Here is a 17,183-nt window from a genome sequence, read left to right as displayed (position 1 = left end):
AATCACCCGACGAGCAGCCTGAGCCTTGTACTCCGGCGTAAACGACCGCCTCCTGGACATGTCGACATCCTTCCAGCAGGACCCCTGGCCCCACTATCTCGGTGTCCACTCAAACTGGGGAGGCTCATACCACCGCCGCCTCCAGACGTGGTGAGCACATTCCATCCCAGCCTCGACTGGTCTCACCGATTCGAGCTCCTTCCCCTCGGCGTGCGCTGCACCTACTGGATTCGAGACGACCCCCGAATCACAATGAGCACCCACAGCCCCCGGCCGTACTCGGTGTGCAGCTACGGAGCGCTCGTCGTTGCCTTCGTCCAGGCCATCCGAGTCGTCAATCCCGACCTGCTCAGACGCGGTGCGTCGCCGCGGCCAGCGCGTGCAGGTGATGGCGGGCAGATGTAGGCGTGCCACAGTTGATGAGTGCGTACCAAGGTGTTGTTTTTCTGGGTGCTCGGTGGAATCATCACCGCCTTCGCCGCCGCGATCGTGCTCATCGGTGCCGCTGGTTGGCTCACTCTTCGCTCGTCGTGGTTCGAGGACAGCCTGTCCAAGGTGTCGGTCACAGAAGACGCCGACGGGGCTGAACGGATCGCCGAAGCCATGGGTGTTCACCTGAACGACAGCGCCATCAACTACGGGGAAGTGACATCGCAGTTGCAAGGCAAACCGAGTGCTTACGTCGTCGTGAAAGCGGACGGTGCGATGTTGCGCGACAGGATCATTCGGCAGTCACGGCTGCACTGTGCGACCACCGATCCGCCGAATATGGCGTCGATGCGCTCACCGTCGAGGCACGGCCCGCCGCCCTCACCGACTCTGATGGCATGTGGCCGGCCGGCTGGCGACTACAACGACCCGGCGTCAGCGGGGGAGTGGGGCGGTCATCTCACCGTCTGGTTCGACCCCCAGGCGGGTGACCGCAGCACATGGCTCTACATTTCCGCCGCCCCATTCTGATCGAACGGGTGCAGCACGCTTCGCGTAGTTCGTACAGCGCCACTCGAACTAATGACGACCCGCCTGTGAGGGCCGACCGTAATGATGGATGAGTGAATTTCGATGGCATGATCCGTGTGCAGGCGGTGCGCTCGTCGACACGGTCGTCCTCCTCGACGAGGCCGTCGGGTAGGGCTGCCCGCGGCGATTAGATGGTGGATGTGCTGGTGGCCACGGCCGGACTATCCGAATGCGCTGCTGATTGCCGCGCGGACAACTGGCCGTTCTATATCGGTTTCGCGTTGTTTGTGTTGTTCTGCGTCTGGATCACCTTGTCGATGTTCGCGACTGTCGACGTCATCAGTCGTCACATCGGGCCCCGTCGCAGTGCGACGTGGGTCGGCGTTGTGTGGCTTGTTCAGCGTTTGGAACGGTGTCACCGAGGCCGCGGCGGTGTCGGTCTCGCGATGAGCGGGGCCACTAGACTCAAGGCGTGACCGGAGCCGACGATTCGACACGTGACCGCGACGGTCTCCCGGATCCCGGTCCGACCGAGGACGATGCGACATCCGCCGCGGACGGCCCGGACGGGCCCTCCGCAGCGAACGATAGGACCGGTGGGTCGACCCGTCGTCGGGGCGACCGGCTTCCCGTCCGACGCGACGATCCCGACCGTCCCGGACCCGGGCGCCGGATGGCCGACCTGCTGGCCCGCACCGACTCCAGGGCCGGGGTCGTCAAGGCGGCTCGCGCCGCACGAGATCTGATCCCGCACGACGAGAACCCGATCACCGGGCCGCGTGCATCCGACCGCGTGGCCCGCCTCATCAGCGAGTCCCGGCCCGAGAAACCCAGTGCCATACGAGAGCTCGGCCTCGCATCGATCCAGGTGTGGCAGGCGTTGGTGACCACACGACGTCGTCGATCCGAACGCACCCCAGTCCCCGCCACCATCTTGGTCACCGATCTCGTCGGATTCTCGACGTGGGCCCTGCATGCCGGAGACGACCAGGTCCTCCAACTCCTGCGCGACGTCAACGGCGTCACCGAGAACATCGTGCGCAGCCGCGGCGGACGCATCGTCAAACATCTCGGCGACGGGACGATGGCCGTGTTCATCGACGGTGTCGAAGCGATCGAGGCCGGTCACGAGGTGATTGTCGCCGTGAGTGCCCTGACGGTCGGGGACTACCGGCCACAGCTGCGAGCCGGTCTCCACACCGGCGAACCGCGGGCGGTCGGTGACGATTTCCTCGGTGTCGATGTGAACGTCGCCGCTCGGGTCGCGGCAGCGGCGGGAGCCGGTGAGCTGTTGGCCAGCGGAGCGACCGTCGAGGCCGCCGGCGCTGATCGGTACGCCACTCGTCGTCGGCGATTCCGCGCCAAGGGGGTACCGCGCGACATCGAGGTGTTCGCCGTCGTGCCCCGCTACTCCGACTGACCGATCCTCGACCTGTTTGCTAGCAGGGTGTGTGTACGCCGAAGAGATCGAGAGGACTACGTGCGGCCGCGCCGACTTTACGGGCCCGATAGACGCGTTGCCTGTGCCCGCCGACACGCACGATGGGCGCACGACGGGCCGTGACCACCGCACGACTGGTCAACCCCAGCTGCGGCTCCCGCCCCTCGAGGATCTTGTCGATCGCACGCACTACTCCACGGGCCGAATGTTGTTGACGCGACGGGCATCTGCGGCCAGCGTCTGATCCAGTTCGAATGGGTCTGACGAGTCGGCGTGGGTCTCACTCGAGACCCACGCCGGCTTCCAGTCAGCGCTGCGCGGCGGCGAGCGCCTCGTTGAACGTCGTGCTCGGACGCATGACGGCGGCGGTCTTGTCCCAGTCGGGGTAGTAGTAGCCGCCGATGTCGACCTGCTCGCCCTGCACCGCGTTGAGCTCCTCGACGATCTTGTCCTCGTTGGCCGCGAGGGTTTCGGCCAGCGACGAGAAGTGCTTCGCGAGCTCGTCGTCCTCGGTCTGCGCGGCGAGTTCCTGCGCCCAGTAGAGCGCCAGGTAGAACTGGCTGCCGCGGTTGTCGAGTTCGCCGGTCTTGCGCGACGGTCCCTTGTCGTTCTCGAGCAGCTTGCCGGTGGCGGTGTCGAGGGCCTTCGCGAGGAGAACGGCGCGCTTGTCGTCGAACTTCTTGCCCACGTCCTCGAGGCTCACCGCGAGCGCGAGGAACTCGCCGAGCGAGTCCCAGCGGAGGTGGTTCTCCTCGATGAGCTGCTTGACGTGCTTCGGCGCAGAACCGCCCGCGCCGGTCTCGTAGAGTCCGCCGCCGGCCATCAGCGGGACGATCGACAGCATCTTGGCGCTGGTGCCGAGTTCCAGGATCGGGAACAGGTCGGTCAGGTAGTCGCGCAGGATGTTGCCCGTCGCCGAGATGGTGTCCAGGCCGCGGACGACGCGCTCGAGGGTGTACCGCATGGCGCGGACCTGCGACATGATCTGGATGTCGAGGCCCTCGGTGTCGTGATCCGGCAGGTACTTGTGGACCTTCTTGATCAGCTCGTTCTCATGCGGGCGGTACGGGTCGAGCCAGAAGAGCACCGGCATCCCGGAATCGCGGCACCGGTTCACGGCCAGCTTGATCCAGTCCTGGATGGGCGCGTCCTTGACGATGCACAGACGCCAGATGTCGCCCTCTTCGACGGTCTGGGTGAGCAGCACCTCGCCGGTCTCCAGATCGGTGATGTTGGCGGTGCCGCCCGCGGGGACCTCGAAGGTCTTGTCGTGCGAGCCGTACTCCTCGGCCTTCTGCGCCATCAGACCGACGTTGGGCACCGTGCCCATCGTCGTGGGATCGAACTGTCCGTTGGTCTTACAGAAGTTGATCATCTCCTGGTAGATGCGGGAGAAGGTCGACTCCGGGTTGACGGCCTTGGTGTCCTTGAGCCGGCCGTCGGCGCCGTACATCTTGCCGCCCGCGCGGATCATGGCCGGCATCGAGGCGTCGACGATGACGTCGCTGGGGGAGTGGAAGTTGGTGATGCCGCGGGCCGAGTCGACCATCGCCAGCTCGGGGCGATGCTCGTGGCACTTGTGCAGGTCGTCGATGATCTCCTCGCGCTGCGCGCTGGGCAGCGACTCGATCTTGCTGTAGAGATCCGACAGCCCGTTGTTGACGTTGACGCCGAGCTCGTCGAAGAGTTCGCCGTGCTTCTCGAAGGCCTCGCGGTAGAAGACCTTGACCGCGTGCCCGAAGACGATCGGGTGCGAGACCCGCATCATGGTGGCCTTGACGTGCAGCGAGAACATCACGCCGGTCTTGTATGCGTCGTCGATCTGTTCCTCGTAGAACTTGATCAGGGCTTTCTTGCTCATGAACATGCTGTCGATGACGTCACCGTCGGTCAGCGTGACCTCGGGCTTGAGCACGAGGGTCTCGCCGGAGTCGGTGATCAGCTCCATCTTGACCTTGCGGTCGCCGGAGACGGTCATCGACTTCTCACCGTGGTAGAAGTCGCCTTCGCGCATGTGGGCGACGTGGGTGCGCGAAGCCATCGACCACTCACCCATGCTGTGCGGGTGCTTCTTCGCGTACTCCTTGACCGCCTTCGGTGCTCGACGGTCCGAGTTGCCTTCGCGCAGAACGGGGTTCACGGCGCTACCGAGGCACTTGGTGTACCGGTCGCGAATCGCGCGCTCCTCGTCGGTCTTCGGGTTGCCCGGGAAGTCGGGCAGGTCGTAACCCTTGCCCTGGAGCTCCTTGATGGCGGCGAGCAGCTGGGGGACCGACGCGGAGATGTTGGGGAGCTTGATGATGTTGGTGTCGGACTTCTGGGTCAGCTTGCCGAGCTCGCCCAGGTTGTCGGTGACCTTCTGGTCATCGGGCAGGAGGTCGGAGAACTCGGCGAGGATGCGAGCCGCGACGGAGATGTCGCTGGTCTCGACGGCGATCCCGGCCGCTCCGGCGAACGTGCGCACGACCGGCAGAAACGCGTGAGTGGCGAGCATGGGTGCCTCGTCGGTCAGCGTATAGATGATGGTCGGCTGTTCGGCACTCATGCGATGTGTTCTCGATTCTGTCTTGGTCGACGCGTTTGTGTGTTCGGCCTTGTGGGTCCGGTTTTACCGATATCACGACGGGGATGGACTCGCGTGACATCCACCCATGATTTTGCCTGTCCGGGCCGGGCGGCGGGAGACGTGGTCGGTGGATTCGCGTCGAACGCCAGGTGGTAACGGCTGTGACCTGGCCTGCGTCCCAAAATTTGTGTGGTCGACGCCACAGATGGTTCGCCCGGGTGCCGACATGAGTCGACCCCACTCGGTTGGCGGGTGATCGCCGTCGAGCGGGGTCGGTCGGGACGGTGGGGCTTGGCGCGGGTGGTGTCAGGCGACGCGAACCGGCACGGTCTGCCGGAGCCTGATCAGGCCGTCCCGGATGCGGGACTTGACGGTCGGCAGGGCGACGTCGAGATGTTCGGCGACCTCGCGGTAGGTGAGCCCATGGAAGTAGGCGAGCTCGATCGCCTGGCGCTGCAGCGGGGTGAGGGTTTCCAGGCCGGTGTGGATCAGGCGGGCGATCTCGCGTCGCTCCACCGATTCGCTGACCTCGTCGACCTCGCGGCCGGTGTCGGCGATGCCGTAGGCCACTGTCCGGCGGGTCGCCGCCGACTCCGATCGCACGCGATCGACCGCGCGCCGATGTGCGAGCGTGAGAATCCATGACAGTGCGGAGCCGGACGCGGGATCGTAGGCGTCAGCATTGCGCCAGACCGCCAGGAACGTCTCCTGGGTGGCCTCCTCGCTGTAGCCCGGATCGCGGAGGACACGCAGCGTCATGCCGTAGACCCGGTCACACGTCGCGTCGTAGAACTGCGCGAACGCGTCCATGTCGCCGGTGGCCACCCGGGCGAGGAGAGTGCTCAGTTCGGTGTCTTTCATCACGAAGCTCCTTGCCGCAGATGGATTGTCCCGCTCTCGGGGCTCACGTCGGGCGGCACTGCGCCGGGTGGCCGAGTTGCGATGTGTCCAACGCTAGGCCCCGCGCTGCGCAAAGTGATCATCGCGACACACAACGGGACGCTTTCGCAATACTTGGTAACGGGGAGATAACGGCGGCGCTCCTACCCTCCGAACCGCCGATGAGCTGGGATGTCGGCGCCGCGGAGTAGCCTGCTCGCCACGAGAGGAGCGTGGATGCCTGACGACACCACAACGATCGCCGACGGTCGTGCACGTTGCCTGTGGGCGGCGCGCGAACCGGAGACCACCTATCACGACACGGAGTGGGGGTTCCCGATCGCCGGTGACACGGCGCTGTTCGAGCGTGTCTGCCTCGAGGGCTTCCAGTCGGGTCTGAGCTGGCGGACGATCCTGATCAAGCGGGAGAACTTCCGTGCGGCGTTCGCGGGGTTCGACATCGAACGCGTGGCACGCTTCACCGAGGCCGACGTCGCCAGGCTGCTCGCCGACGCCGGCATCATCCGACACCGCGGCAAGATCGAGGCATCGATCAACAATGCTCGCCGGGCCGTCGAATTGATCGACGAGCAGGGGTCGCTGGAGTCCTATTTCTGGAACTATGCCCCCGCCGGGGACCACGTACCCGGTTCGATGACGACCTCGCCCGAGTCGCTCGCTCTGTCCAAGGACCTGAAGAAGCGCGGCTGGCGGTTCGTCGGTCCGACCACGATGTTCGCCCTCATGCAGGCAACGGGAATGGTCAACGACCACGCGTACGGCTGCGTGATCCGCGAGGACGTGGAAGCGGCGCTGCGCAAGGCGAGGCCGCACAAATTGTAGACAATCCGACAATGTGCCATCATCCCTGCATGACGGCCCAAATCGGCATCGGGATGGTGTGCCCGTTCGACATGGCTCTCGATCGTGAGCTGTGGCGGTGGATGCCGGATTCGGTGTCGCTGTACTTCACCCGCACCGGTTTCATCGACGCGCCGGTGGACGTGGAACTGTGCCGCGACCTCAACAACCACGCCGAGATCGCCGCCGCCGTGCGCGCCGTCTCGTCGGTCGGTCCGCGTTCCTTCGGTTACGCCTGCGCGTCGGGCAGCTTCGTCTACGGGATGGCCGGCGCGCTCGAGATCTCGAACTGCATGGTCGCGGCCGGCGCCGACCGGGCGGTGACGACGTCCGAGGCCCTGATCCGCGCCCTCGATGCGCTGAACGTCGGTACGCTCTCGGTCGCCACGCCGTACACCGCGTCCCTCACCGGCCTGCTGTGCGATTTCCTCGCCGAGTCCGGCCGGAGCGTCGTCGCCCAGGCGGGACTCGGGCGGAACTCCGAGATCTGGACCATTCCGTACCACGTGACCGCGGACCTCATACGCGCCGCGGACCACCCCGACGCCGACGCGATCTTCGTGTCCTGCACGAACCTGTGGACCTACGACATCCTCGCCGGGCTCGAAGCCGAACTCGGCAAGCCCGTCCTGTCGGCGAACCAGGTCACCGCCTGGGCGACCCTGTGCGACGCCGGGGTTCTCGGTGAGATCAACGGGCCCGACGGCTCGTCGGAAGGCCATGCGCAGACACTGTTTGCCCGTAGCATTGCCGCATGACCTCGAGCGCGGCGACATTCGGCGAAGCAGGCACCGCCAAGTACGTGAATCTGACGACCTACCGCAAGGACGGCACTGCGGTGACCTCGCCGCTGTGGGCGGCGCTCGACGGCGACCAACTCGTCATGTGGACCGTCGCGGATTCGTGGAAGGTCAAGCGTCTGCGACGCGATCCGCTCATCGTCGTGCAGGCCTGTGACGTCCGGGGCCACAAGACTTTCGGCGCACCGGTCAGCGGTACCGCCGAGGTGCTCGACGCCGCGGACAGCGGTCGCGTCAAGAAGGCCATCACCGACAAGTACGGACTCCTCGGCAAGATCACCATGCTCGGCAGCAAGCTCCGCCGGGGCGATCACGGCAGCGTGGGGATCGTCATCACGCCTACGGCGTAAAGGTCAGAAGCGCGCGGATGTCAACGCGGCGTCAACAATGACGCGAACCGCGTATGGAATGCGTTAAGAGCTCTTTCGCGGCCCGTCGGGCTGCGTGATTCTTCGACGTGGCCACCGAGTGGTGGACGTCGATGTGATCGGAGAGTGACTGCGTGGCGGATCTCGTGTACGTGCTGCTGGCCCTCGCAGGGTTCGCCCTGTGTGTGCTGGCGGTGCGGGCCCTCGATGTGCGGACCAGATCGTGACCGCCGACGGGGTGACCAACGTCGTGCTGCTGGCTTTCGCCGCCGCGACCGTGGTGTTCCTGCTCGTCGCGCTGGTGTTCCCGGAGAGGTTCTGACGCCGTGAACACAACTGTTGCGGGACTGCTGCAGGTGGCCGCGCTGGTCGTCATCCTCGCCGTCGCCTACGTCCCTCTGGGCGATCACATGGCACGCGTCTACACCGGTGAGAAGGACCTTCTCGTCGAGCGCGTCCTCTACCGGATGGCGCGGGTGGACCTCCGCCGCCAGCAGACCTGGGTGGGTTACGCCCTTGCGGTGCTGGCCTTTTCGCTGATCTCGTTCCTCGTCGTCTACCTGTTGCAGCGTCTGCAAGGGGAGTTGCCGTGGTCCGACGGCAAGTCCGGTGTGGCCCCGTCGATGGCGTTCAACACCGCCATCTCTTTCGTCAGCAACACCAACTGGCAGTCCTTCTCGCCCGAAGTCGTGATGAGCAACCTGACACAGATGCTCGGCCTCGCCGTCCAGAACTTCGTGTCCGCGGCGGTGGGACTGGCGGTCGCCATCGCGGTCATCCGCGGGATCGTGAGCCGCCGCGGAACCGGCGAGATCGGGAACTTCTGGGTGGACCTGGTGCGCGGATCGGTCCGAATCCTGTTGCCGCTCAGCCTCGTCCTCGCGACACTGCTGATCACCCAGGGGCTGGTGCAGTCCTGGCACACCGGGTTCGGCTGGACGACCCTCGACGGTGCCGATGCGCGGAGCATGCTCGGCCCGTTCGCCTCGCAGGAGGCCATCAAGGAACTCGGCACCAACGGTGGCGGGACACTGTCGGCGAACTCGGCACACCCGTTCTCCAACCCGACGCCGCTGTCGAACCTGCTGGAGATCGCCGCACTCCTGTTGATTCCGGTCTGCCTGACGCGCACCTACGGAAGGATGGTCGGCGACCGCCGGCAGGGACTGACGCTGCTCGGCGTGATGGCCGCGATCTGGTCGCTGATGCTCACGCTCGTGTGGATCTTCGAGAGCCGCACCGCCGGAGGCGCTTCCGCGGCCGCCGGGGCGATGATGGAAGGCAAGGAGGTCCGGTTCGGCATCCCCGGATCGGCGCTGTTCGCGGTGTCGACCACCGGCACGTCGACCGGCGCGGTGAACTCCGCGCACGACAGTTTCTCGGCGGTCGGCGGCGGCGCCGTCCTGTGGAACATGCTGCTCGGTGAGGTCGCACCCGGCGGTGTGGGATCGGGTCTGTACGGCATCCTCGTGATGGCGATGATCACCGTCTTCATCGGTGGTCTGCTCGTCGGGCGCTCGCCCACGTTCCTCGGTAAACGCATCGGACAGCACGAGATCACCATGGCCGCGCTGTACGTGCTGGTGATGCCGGCGCTCGTGTTGATCGGCACCGGGATCTCCATGATCCTGGGATCGACGACGCAGGCGCAGGGCAACAGCGGAGAGCCGGGCACTCCGGGCTCGATCCACGGGTTCACCGAAGTCCTGTACGCATACGCATCGGCGGCGAACAACAACGGCAGTGCGTTCGGCGGACTCACGGTGACCGGTGACTGGTTCCAGGCCTCGCTCGGCATGGCCATGCTCTTGGGCCGTTTCCTGCCCATCGTGCTGGTGCTCGCGCTGGCCGGGCTGCTCGCCCGGCAGACGCCGCGCGGCGGTGACGCCCGGTCCGGGGACCCCGCGCGACCGTCGGCCGCCACCGGGGACCGAGTCGGCGGCGCGTCGACCGCGGTTCTCACCGTCCCTGCCGACACCGCCACCGATGACGTTGCGGCGGATACGCGTTCGACCCTGCCCACCTCCGGACTCCTGTTCGGATTCCTTCTGACCGCGACCATCGTGCTCGTCGCCGGTCTCACCTTCTTCCCGGCCATGGCGCTGGGACCGATTGCCGAGGCACTGCTGTGACCACACAACTCGTCACCACCGACGATCCTGACAAGACGGGCGTCGTGGATCCCACCGACCCCGAGCCGACGCTGGTGTCGCGCGGCGCCTTCGACGTGCGTTCGCTGGTGACGTCGATGCCGCTGGCACTGCGGAAGCTCAGCCCGCGCGATCAGGCCCGGAACCCGGTGATGTTCGTCGTGTTCCTCGGAGCCGTCGTCACCACCCTGCTCGCGATGCTGCGGCCATCCTGGTTCAGCTGGACCGTCGCCGCCTGGCTGTGGTTCACCGTGCTGTTCGCCAACCTCGCCGAAGCCGTCGCCGAGGGACGTGGCCGGGCGCAGGCCGACAGTCTACGAAAGGTGAAGCGGGACACGGTCGCCCGTCGGCTCATCGCCGACGACGACGTCGCCGGGGTCGGGGCGACCCAGGAGGTGGCCGGCAGCGAACTGCGGATCGGGGACCTCGTCGTGGTCGAGACCGGCGAGATCATCGCCGGTGACGGCGACGTCGTCGACGGGATCGCCACCGTGGACGAGTCGGCGATCACCGGTGAGTCGGCGCCGGTCGTCCGCGAATCCGGTGGCGATCGCTCGGCGGTCACCGGCGGAACCGTGGTGCTCTCCGACCGCATCGTCGTCCGGATCACCACGGCGCCGGGGGAGACCTTCGTCGACCGGATGATCGCGCTCGTCGAAGGCGCCGCCCGAAAGAAGACCCCCAATGAGATCGCGCTGGACATCCTGCTGACGAGCCTGACGGTGATCTTCCTGCTCGCGGTCGTCGCCGTCGGGCCGATGCAGGAGTACGCCGGGCAGTCGCCCGATCCGGTGAAATTGATCGCGCTGCTGGTGTGCCTCATACCGACGACCATCGGCGCCCTGCTCAGCTCGATCGGCATCGCCGGCATGGATCGGCTGGTGCAGCGCAACGTCCTGGCCATGTCGGGACGCGCGGTCGAGGCGGCCGGTGACATCGACACGCTGCTGATGGACAAGACCGGGACGATCACCTACGGCAACCGCCGCGCCACCGACCTGAACCCGGCACCGGGAGTGTCCGTCGACGAACTGGCGCGTGTCGCCTGTCGGTGCAGCCTCGCCGACGACACACCCGAGGGCCGCAGCATCGTCGAGCTCTGCCGGTCCGCGTACGGCGTCACGACGGACGGCGGGGCCGACACGACCATCCCGTTCACCGCGCAGACGCGGATGAGCGGCGTGGATTCCGACGACGGTGGTGCACTCGTCGAGTACCGCAAGGGCGCCGCCGATGCGGTCGCCCGATGGGTCGCCGCCGGCGAGGGCACCGTCGACGACACCGTCGCCGCCGATGTGGAGCGGGTCTCGTCGGCGGGCGGTACACCGCTCGTGGTCGGGGTTCGCACCCACGGGCAACCGGCCCGGGTCATGGGTGTGATCGCGTTGTCCGACGTGGTGAAACCGGGCATGACGGCACGGTTCGCGCAGCTGCGCGCGATGGGCATCCGCACCGTGATGGTCACCGGCGACAACCCGCTCACCGCCCGGGCCATCGCGACCGAGGCCGGTGTCGACGACTTCGTCGCCGAGGCCACACCCGAGCAGAAGCTGGATCTCATCCGCTCCGAGCAGGCCGCCGGGCGCCTCGTCGCGATGACCGGCGACGGCACCAACGACGCACCCGCTCTGGCGCAGGCCGACGTGGGCCTCGCGATGAACACCGGGACATCGGCGGCCAAGGAAGCCGGCAACATGGTGGATCTCGACTCCGACCCGACGAAACTCATCGAGGTCGTCGGCATCGGCAAGCAGTTGCTGATCACCCAAGGTGCCCTGGCGACGTTCTCGCTCGCCAACGACCTCGCGAAGTACTTCGCGATCCTGCCCGCGATGTTCACCGCCGTCTATCCGCAACTCGACGCCCTGAACATCATGGGCCTGCATTCGGCGCAGTCGGCGATCGTGTCCGCGGTGATCTTCAACGCACTGATCATCGTGGCGCTCATCCCGCTGTCGTTGCGCGGCGTGCGCTACCGGCCGGACTCGGCGTCGAAGTTGTTGGGCCGCAACCTACTCGTCTATGGAATCGGTGGGGTGGTCACGCCGTTCATCGGTATCTGGCTGATCGATCTCCTCGTTCGTCTTCTTCCGGGAATGGGATGACGTCATGAACACAGTCTGGTCCGGCTTCGTCCGGCAATGCGTCGCCGCCGCGGGCATGATCCTCGGTCTCACGATCATCCTCGGTCTCGTCTATCCCGCTGCCGTGTGGGCGATCTCGCGGGTGAACACCGACGGGGCGGAGGGCTCGCGGGTGTTCGATACCGCGGGATGTGCGGTCGGCTCGACGCTGGTCGGTGTCGACCCGCAGGTCGAAGCGGGTGCGCCCGATCCGTACCTGCATGCGCGGGTCGTGGGCGCCCCGGGTGAGCCGATGGCGACCGGCGATCCGTCGGCGTCCGCGGCGACCAATCAGGGGCCCAACAGCGAGGTCCTGCTGACCAACGTCACCGCGCGTCGTGCGCTGATCGCCGAACGGGAGGGAGTGACCCCCGCTCAGGTGCCCGCCGACGCGGTGACCGGGTCGGGGTCGGGTCTCGACCCGCACATCAGTCCCGCCTATGCCGGGCTACAGGTCGCCCGGCTCGCGCGCGAGAACCGTCGGTCACCCGCGGAGATCGAGGCGGTCATCGACGCGCACACCGAGGGCAGACAGTTCGGATTCCTCGGTGAGCCCCGCGTGAACGTCCTCGAGGTGAACCTCGCGTTGGGGCACGCGCCGCCCGGCTGTCGCGCCCCGTGAGCGCGGTTAGACTCGGTCGATGACATCAGCGGTGACCGGGCACCACGATGGTCGCGGCAAGCTGCGGGTGTTCCTCGGTTGTGCGCCCGGCGTCGGCAAGACCTACGAGATGCTCGCGCAGGCCAGAACCCTTGTCGACGAGGGTGTGGACGTCGTGATCGGGGTCGTCGAATCCCACGGTCGGGTCGCGACTGCCGCTCTCGCGGAAGGTGTGGAGGTCGTCCCGCGCACCAGACGGCCCTACCGCGGGACACCGCTGGAGGACATGGATCTCGAGGCGGTGCTGGCTCGCCGGCCGCAGGTGGTGCTGGTCGACGAGCTCGCCCACACGAATGTCCCCGGGCTCCGAAACCGCAAGCGGTGGGAGGACATCGAGGAGTTGCTCGCCGCGGGGTTCGACGTCTACTCGACGATCAACATCCAGCATCTGGAGAGTCTGAACGACGTCGTCGCCCAGATCACCGGAGTGGTCCAACGGGAGACCGTGCCCGACGACATCGTGCGCGGTGCCGATGAGATCGAACTCGTCGACATCGATCCGCAAGCGTTGCGCCAGCGCCTGTCCGCGGGCAAGGTCTATCCGAACGGGCGGGTCGACGGTGCCCTGGCCAACTACTTCCGGCAGGGCAATCTCACCGCGCTGCGCGAGCTCGCGCTGTTGTGGCTCGCCGACCAGGTCGACGACAAGCTTGCGGATTATCGTGCGGCGCGCTCCATCACCGAGACCTGGGAAGCGCGTGAACGGGTCGTGGTGGCCGTCACCGGTGGCGCCGAATCGCCGACCCTGCTCCGCCGCGCGAGCCGGATCGCATCGCGGTCGAGCGCCGAACTGCTGGCCGTCCATGTGGTCAGGGGCGACGGGCTGACCGGTGCGGGCGTGGACCTCGCCGCGCTCAAGGAACTCGCGACGGGATTCGGGGCGCGAATCCACACCGTCGTCGGCGACGACATCCCGGACACGCTGCTGGACTTCGCACGTGGCGTCAACGCCACCCAGCTCGTACTCGGCACCTCGCGCCGACCGCGATGGCAGCGGATCTTCGACGAAGGCGTCGGCGCCGCCGTGGTGAGCGAGAGCGGCCGCATCGACGTGCACATGGTGACCCACGACGAGACGACCCGGCGGTCCCGACTAGACATCCGGGACACCCGCTTCCACCGGCCGTTGAGCTGGGTCTTCGCGGTGCTGGTCCCGGCCGCCGTCACCGGGGTGCTCCAGCTGCTCGACCCGTGGCTCGGTTTCGCCAGCCAATCGGCGCTGTACTTCGTTGCGGTGCTGGCGGTGTCGATGCTCGGTGGCATCCTGCCGGCCGCGTTGTCGGCGGTCATCTCCGGCCTTCTGCTGAACTACTTCTTCACCGATCCCAGGTTCACGTTCACGATCAGCCAGCCCGACAATCTGATCACCATCCTGGTCATGCTGTTGATCGCGATAGCGGTTGCCGTGCTGGTGGATTCGGCGACCGTTCGACGTGCACAGGCGCAGGACGCCGCCCGCGAGGCCGAACTGCTCGCGCTGTTCTCCAGCGTCGTGCTCGGCGGCGCCGACGTCCCGGTGCTGCTGGATCGGTTCCGGGAGACCTACGATCAGTCGGCCGTGTCGGTGGTACGGCGGACCTCGCGGGTCGGCCGGACGGTCGAGGCCGCGGTGGGCGACTCACCGCCGACGACCCCGGAGGACGCCGACACCGTCTGCGTCGTGCCGGGTGACGAGTTCGAACTGCTCCTGCGCGGGCCGAAGCTCGGGGCGCGGGATCGTCGCGTCCTGTCGGCCGTGGCCGGGCAGGCGGCGGGCGCCGTGCAGCGTCACGCCCTCGAAGCCGAGGCGGCGACGGCCGACGCGCTCGCGCGCACCGACGAGCTACGGCGGGCCCTGCTGTCGGCGGTCGGACACGACCTGCGGACACCGTTGGCCGCGGCGAAGGCGGCGGTGTCGAGCCTGCGCAGTGACGACGTCACCTTCAGCGCCGAAGACACCGCGGAACTGCTGGCGACCGTCGACGAGTCGGTCGACCACCTCACCTCGCTGGTGGGGAACCTGCTGGACTCCTCGCGGCTCGCGGCAGGGGCGGTCCGGCCGCAGCGGCAGCGGACCTTCCTCCCCGAGGTCGTGCATCGCGCCGCGGTGACGGCGGGGCGACCCGACCGGCAACCGGGCCCGGTCTTCGATCTCGAACATGCCTGGGCGTATACCGATCCCGGACTGCTGGAGCGTGCGCTGGCGAACCTCATCGACAACGCGCGCCGACACGGCGGCGGGCAGTTCGAGATCACCGCCCGGTTGACCCCCGCCGACCCGCCGCGATGCGTGATCCGGGTCGTCGACCACGGAACCGGTCTCCCGATGGTGGATCGAGACCAGATCTTCGTACCCTTCCATCAGAATGGCGACACCAGCGGCGCGTCGTCGGGGGTGGGCCTGGGGCTGTCGGTGGCGCGGGGATTCGTCACGGCAATCGGGGGCGTGCTGAGCGTCGAGGACACGCCGGGCGGTGGCGCCACCATGGTCGTCGACCTGCCCGCGACCGACGAGGATACGCACGCCGAGACCGAAGGGCCGACTCGATGAGCGCCGAGAAGACGCGGGTCCTGGTCGTCGACGACGAACCGCAGTTGTTGCGAGCCTTACGGATCAACCTCAACGCGCGTGGCTTCGCGGTGACGACCGCGGCCACCGGGGCCGCGGCGCTGACGGCGGCCGCGCGGGAGAACCCGCACGTCGTGGTGCTCGATCTCGGCCTGCCCGACATCGACGGTCTGACGGTTCTCGAGGGACTGCGCGGATGGACGACGGTGCCCGTCATCGTCCTGTCGGCGCGCACCGACGCTGCCGACAAGGTCGTCGCGCTGGACTCGGGGGCCGACGACTACGTCACCAAACCTTTTGGCATGGAGGAGTTCCTGGCCCGGCTGCGAGCTGCGCTACGGCGCGGAGCCGTGTCGAACGCGACGTCGAAAGCACCGGTCGTGGACGCGGGTGCCTTCGTCGTGGATCTGGCCGCCAAACAGGTGACGCGCGGGGAGGTTCCGGTCCACCTGACGCCGACCGAGTGGGGCATCCTGGAGATGCTGGTGCGTCACGAGGGAAAACTGGTGTCGCAGAGTGACATCCTGACCACGGTGTGGGGCCCGGGGTACCTGGGGCAGAGCAACTACCTGCGCGTCTACCTGGCGAGTCTTCGACGCAAACTCGAGGAGGACCCGGCGCACCCGCGGCACCTCCTGACCGAGGCCGGAATGGGCTACCGGTTCGTCCGTGGCGCACCGTGATCACGGCGTCGGAGATCCCGGTCGGTCTGTCGGAGCAGGCCGCGCTCGGTCCGCTGTGGGTGGACTGGCTGTCGCGTCTACCGGGCGCGGTCTCGGCGCTCCTGGACGAGTGGGGATTGCGTCGTGACGGCGACGAGTTGTGGCACGGGTTCGAGTCACTCGTCGTTCCCGTGCTCGACCGGCAGGGTGCGCGGGCAATCCTCAAGGTGGCCTTCGACGGTGACGACGAAGGCGCGCAAGAGGCACTGGGACTGCAACATTGGCACGGTCGCGGAGCGGTAAGCATGTTGCGCGCCGATCCGCGTCGTCGCGCGATCCTCCTCGAACGACTGACGCGACGCGATCTGACCACCGTCGACGATGACGAAGCATGCCGGGTGGTCGCCGGGCTCTACGGCCGGTTGCACGTCCCCGCGCCGGGGCGGCTGGCGCTCCTCACCACCCACCTCGAGCGCTGGCTCGACAGCCTGGCCGGCATCCCGCGGGACGCCCCGGTACCGCGACGGTTCGTCGAGCAGGCGCTGTCGGTCGGCCGAGACTTCCTGGCCGACACGGCCACGGTGGGTGTCATCGTGCACGGCGACCTGCACCACGAGAACGTCCTCGCCGATGCCGACGGCCGCTGGGTCGCCATCGACCCGAGCCCGATGTCGGGGGATGCGCACTACGAACTCGCCCCCATGCTGTGGAATCGCCTCGGCCCGCGCGTATCCGACGTTCGGTACGACATCCGCCGCCGCTTCTACACCATCACCGATGCGGCGGACCTCAATCCGGACCGGGCCCGCGACTGGGTCATCGTCCGGATGATCCTCAACGCGCACTGGGCGATCGAGGACGCCGACCGCGCGTCGCGCCCGCTCCGACCGGCCGACCGAGAGTGGATCACCACCTGCATCACCGTCGCGAAAGCGGTGATCGACTGATCCGTCGACCGTGCGCCGATTCTCGTTGACAGCGCGTCGAGGTCGAGGAGCCCTCCCTCCGCTGGTTGAGCCGGCACGTCTCGCTGGTTGAGCCGGCACCCCCCTCCGCTGGTTGAGGCGGCACCCCCCTCCGCTGGTTGAGCCGGCACCCCCTCCGCTGGTTGAGCCGGCAACGAGCCGCTAGGCGAGTCGCCGTGTCGAAACCACCTGGTGACCC

The 17,183-nt window shown here is 67.4% G+C and carries 14 protein-coding genes; 12 read left to right on the top strand and 2 right to left on the bottom strand.

The features are described 5' to 3' along the window. Window positions 1–423: 423 nt before the first annotated feature. Together JW364_RS17650 and JW364_RS17645 are read left to right on the top strand one after the other, a co-directional pair. Window positions 424–960 (top strand): hypothetical protein, encoded by a 537-nt coding sequence (locus JW364_RS17650; RefSeq protein WP_280360181.1) that lies wholly within the window; start codon window positions 424–426, stop codon window positions 958–960. A 472-nt stretch (window positions 961–1,432) separates the two neighbouring features. Continuing rightward, entirely contained in the window at window positions 1,433–2,380 is a 948-nt protein-coding gene (locus JW364_RS17645; protein ID WP_205333914.1) for an adenylate/guanylate cyclase domain-containing protein, read from the top strand. A 328-nt stretch (window positions 2,381–2,708) separates the two neighbouring features. Here the strand turns inward: JW364_RS17645 and JW364_RS17640 are convergent, their stop codons facing one another. Both JW364_RS17640 and sigK read right to left on the bottom strand, forming a co-directional pair. Then, window positions 2,709–4,946: an NADP-dependent isocitrate dehydrogenase gene (locus tag JW364_RS17640; RefSeq protein ID WP_058249823.1), complete on the bottom strand. Its 2,238-nt coding sequence runs from the start codon at window positions 4,944–4,946 to the stop codon at window positions 2,709–2,711. 327 nt (window positions 4,947–5,273) lie between these two features. Then, window positions 5,274–5,828: an ECF RNA polymerase sigma factor SigK gene (gene sigK, locus JW364_RS17635; protein WP_058249824.1), complete on the bottom strand. Its 555-nt coding sequence runs from the start codon at window positions 5,826–5,828 to the stop codon at window positions 5,274–5,276. A 255-nt stretch (window positions 5,829–6,083) separates the two neighbouring features. Here sigK and JW364_RS17630 point away from each other — a divergent pair, with 255 nt between their 5' ends. The 10 genes from JW364_RS17630 (at window position 6,084) to JW364_RS17585 (ending at window position 16,966) form a co-directional block, all read left to right on the top strand. Further along, window positions 6,084–6,689 (top strand): DNA-3-methyladenine glycosylase I, encoded by a 606-nt coding sequence (locus JW364_RS17630; RefSeq protein WP_058249825.1) that lies wholly within the window; start codon window positions 6,084–6,086, stop codon window positions 6,687–6,689. Window positions 6,690–6,718: 29 nt separating this feature from the next. Further along, window positions 6,719–7,465, top strand: a complete 747-nt coding sequence (locus JW364_RS17625; protein ID WP_058249826.1) for an Asp/Glu/hydantoin racemase — start codon at window positions 6,719–6,721, stop codon at window positions 7,463–7,465. Further along, complete coding sequence (locus JW364_RS17620; protein ID WP_058249827.1) at window positions 7,462–7,857, top strand: PPOX class F420-dependent oxidoreductase; 396 nt, start codon at window positions 7,462–7,464, stop codon at window positions 7,855–7,857. The genes JW364_RS17625 and JW364_RS17620 overlap by 4 nt, the downstream gene beginning before the upstream one ends. Window positions 7,858–8,098: 241 nt before the next feature. Next, window positions 8,099–8,197, top strand: coding sequence for a potassium-transporting ATPase subunit F (locus tag JW364_RS17615; RefSeq protein WP_058249828.1), 99 nt, complete (start codon window positions 8,099–8,101; stop codon window positions 8,195–8,197). 4 nt (window positions 8,198–8,201) lie between these two features. Then, on the top strand, window positions 8,202–10,007 hold the full coding sequence (kdpA, locus tag JW364_RS17610; protein WP_058249829.1) for a potassium-transporting ATPase subunit KdpA: 1,806 nt from the start codon (window positions 8,202–8,204) through the stop codon (window positions 10,005–10,007). Next, window positions 10,004–12,130 (top strand): potassium-transporting ATPase subunit KdpB, encoded by a 2,127-nt coding sequence (gene kdpB, locus JW364_RS17605; RefSeq protein ID WP_205333913.1) that lies wholly within the window; start codon window positions 10,004–10,006, stop codon window positions 12,128–12,130. The genes kdpA and kdpB overlap by 4 nt, the downstream gene beginning before the upstream one ends. A 4-nt stretch (window positions 12,131–12,134) precedes the next feature. Continuing rightward, window positions 12,135–12,770: a potassium-transporting ATPase subunit C gene (locus JW364_RS17600; RefSeq protein WP_058249831.1), complete on the top strand. Its 636-nt coding sequence runs from the start codon at window positions 12,135–12,137 to the stop codon at window positions 12,768–12,770. A 19-nt stretch (window positions 12,771–12,789) separates the two neighbouring features. After that, complete coding sequence (locus tag JW364_RS17595; RefSeq protein WP_058249832.1) at window positions 12,790–15,339, top strand: sensor histidine kinase KdpD; 2,550 nt, start codon at window positions 12,790–12,792, stop codon at window positions 15,337–15,339. Further along, window positions 15,336–16,040, top strand: coding sequence for a response regulator (locus JW364_RS17590; RefSeq protein WP_058249833.1), 705 nt, complete (start codon window positions 15,336–15,338; stop codon window positions 16,038–16,040). The genes JW364_RS17595 and JW364_RS17590 overlap by 4 nt, the downstream gene beginning before the upstream one ends. Then, the gene (locus tag JW364_RS17585; protein WP_058249834.1) at window positions 16,037–16,966 is read left to right on the top strand and encodes an aminoglycoside phosphotransferase family protein; all 930 of its coding nucleotides are present in this window, start codon (window positions 16,037–16,039) and stop codon (window positions 16,964–16,966) included. The genes JW364_RS17590 and JW364_RS17585 overlap by 4 nt, the downstream gene beginning before the upstream one ends. The last annotated feature ends 217 nt before the right edge of the window (window positions 16,967–17,183 follow it).

This window comes from Gordonia sp. BP-119, from assembly GCF_016924115.1.
Lineage (GTDB): Bacteria > Actinomycetota > Actinomycetes > Mycobacteriales > Mycobacteriaceae > Gordonia > Gordonia hongkongensis.
This window is presented reverse-complemented; position numbering and strand designations above follow the sequence as displayed.

Coding starts and splice junctions, on each gene's coding strand:
- JW364_RS17640 (WP_058249823.1), bottom strand. CDS start 4,946: ATGAGTGCCGAACAGCCGACCATCATCTATACGCTGACCGACGAGGCA.
- sigK (WP_058249824.1), bottom strand. CDS start 5,828: ATGAAAGACACCGAACTGAGCACTCTCCTCGCCCGGGTGGCCACCGGC.
- JW364_RS17630 (WP_058249825.1), top strand. CDS start 6,084: ATGCCTGACGACACCACAACGATCGCCGACGGTCGTGCACGTTGCCTG.
- JW364_RS17625 (WP_058249826.1), top strand. CDS start 6,719: ATGACGGCCCAAATCGGCATCGGGATGGTGTGCCCGTTCGACATGGCT.
- JW364_RS17620 (WP_058249827.1), top strand. CDS start 7,462: ATGACCTCGAGCGCGGCGACATTCGGCGAAGCAGGCACCGCCAAGTAC.
- JW364_RS17600 (WP_058249831.1), top strand. CDS start 12,135: ATGAACACAGTCTGGTCCGGCTTCGTCCGGCAATGCGTCGCCGCCGCG.
- JW364_RS17595 (WP_058249832.1), top strand. CDS start 12,790: ATGACATCAGCGGTGACCGGGCACCACGATGGTCGCGGCAAGCTGCGG.
- JW364_RS17590 (WP_058249833.1), top strand. CDS start 15,336: ATGAGCGCCGAGAAGACGCGGGTCCTGGTCGTCGACGACGAACCGCAG.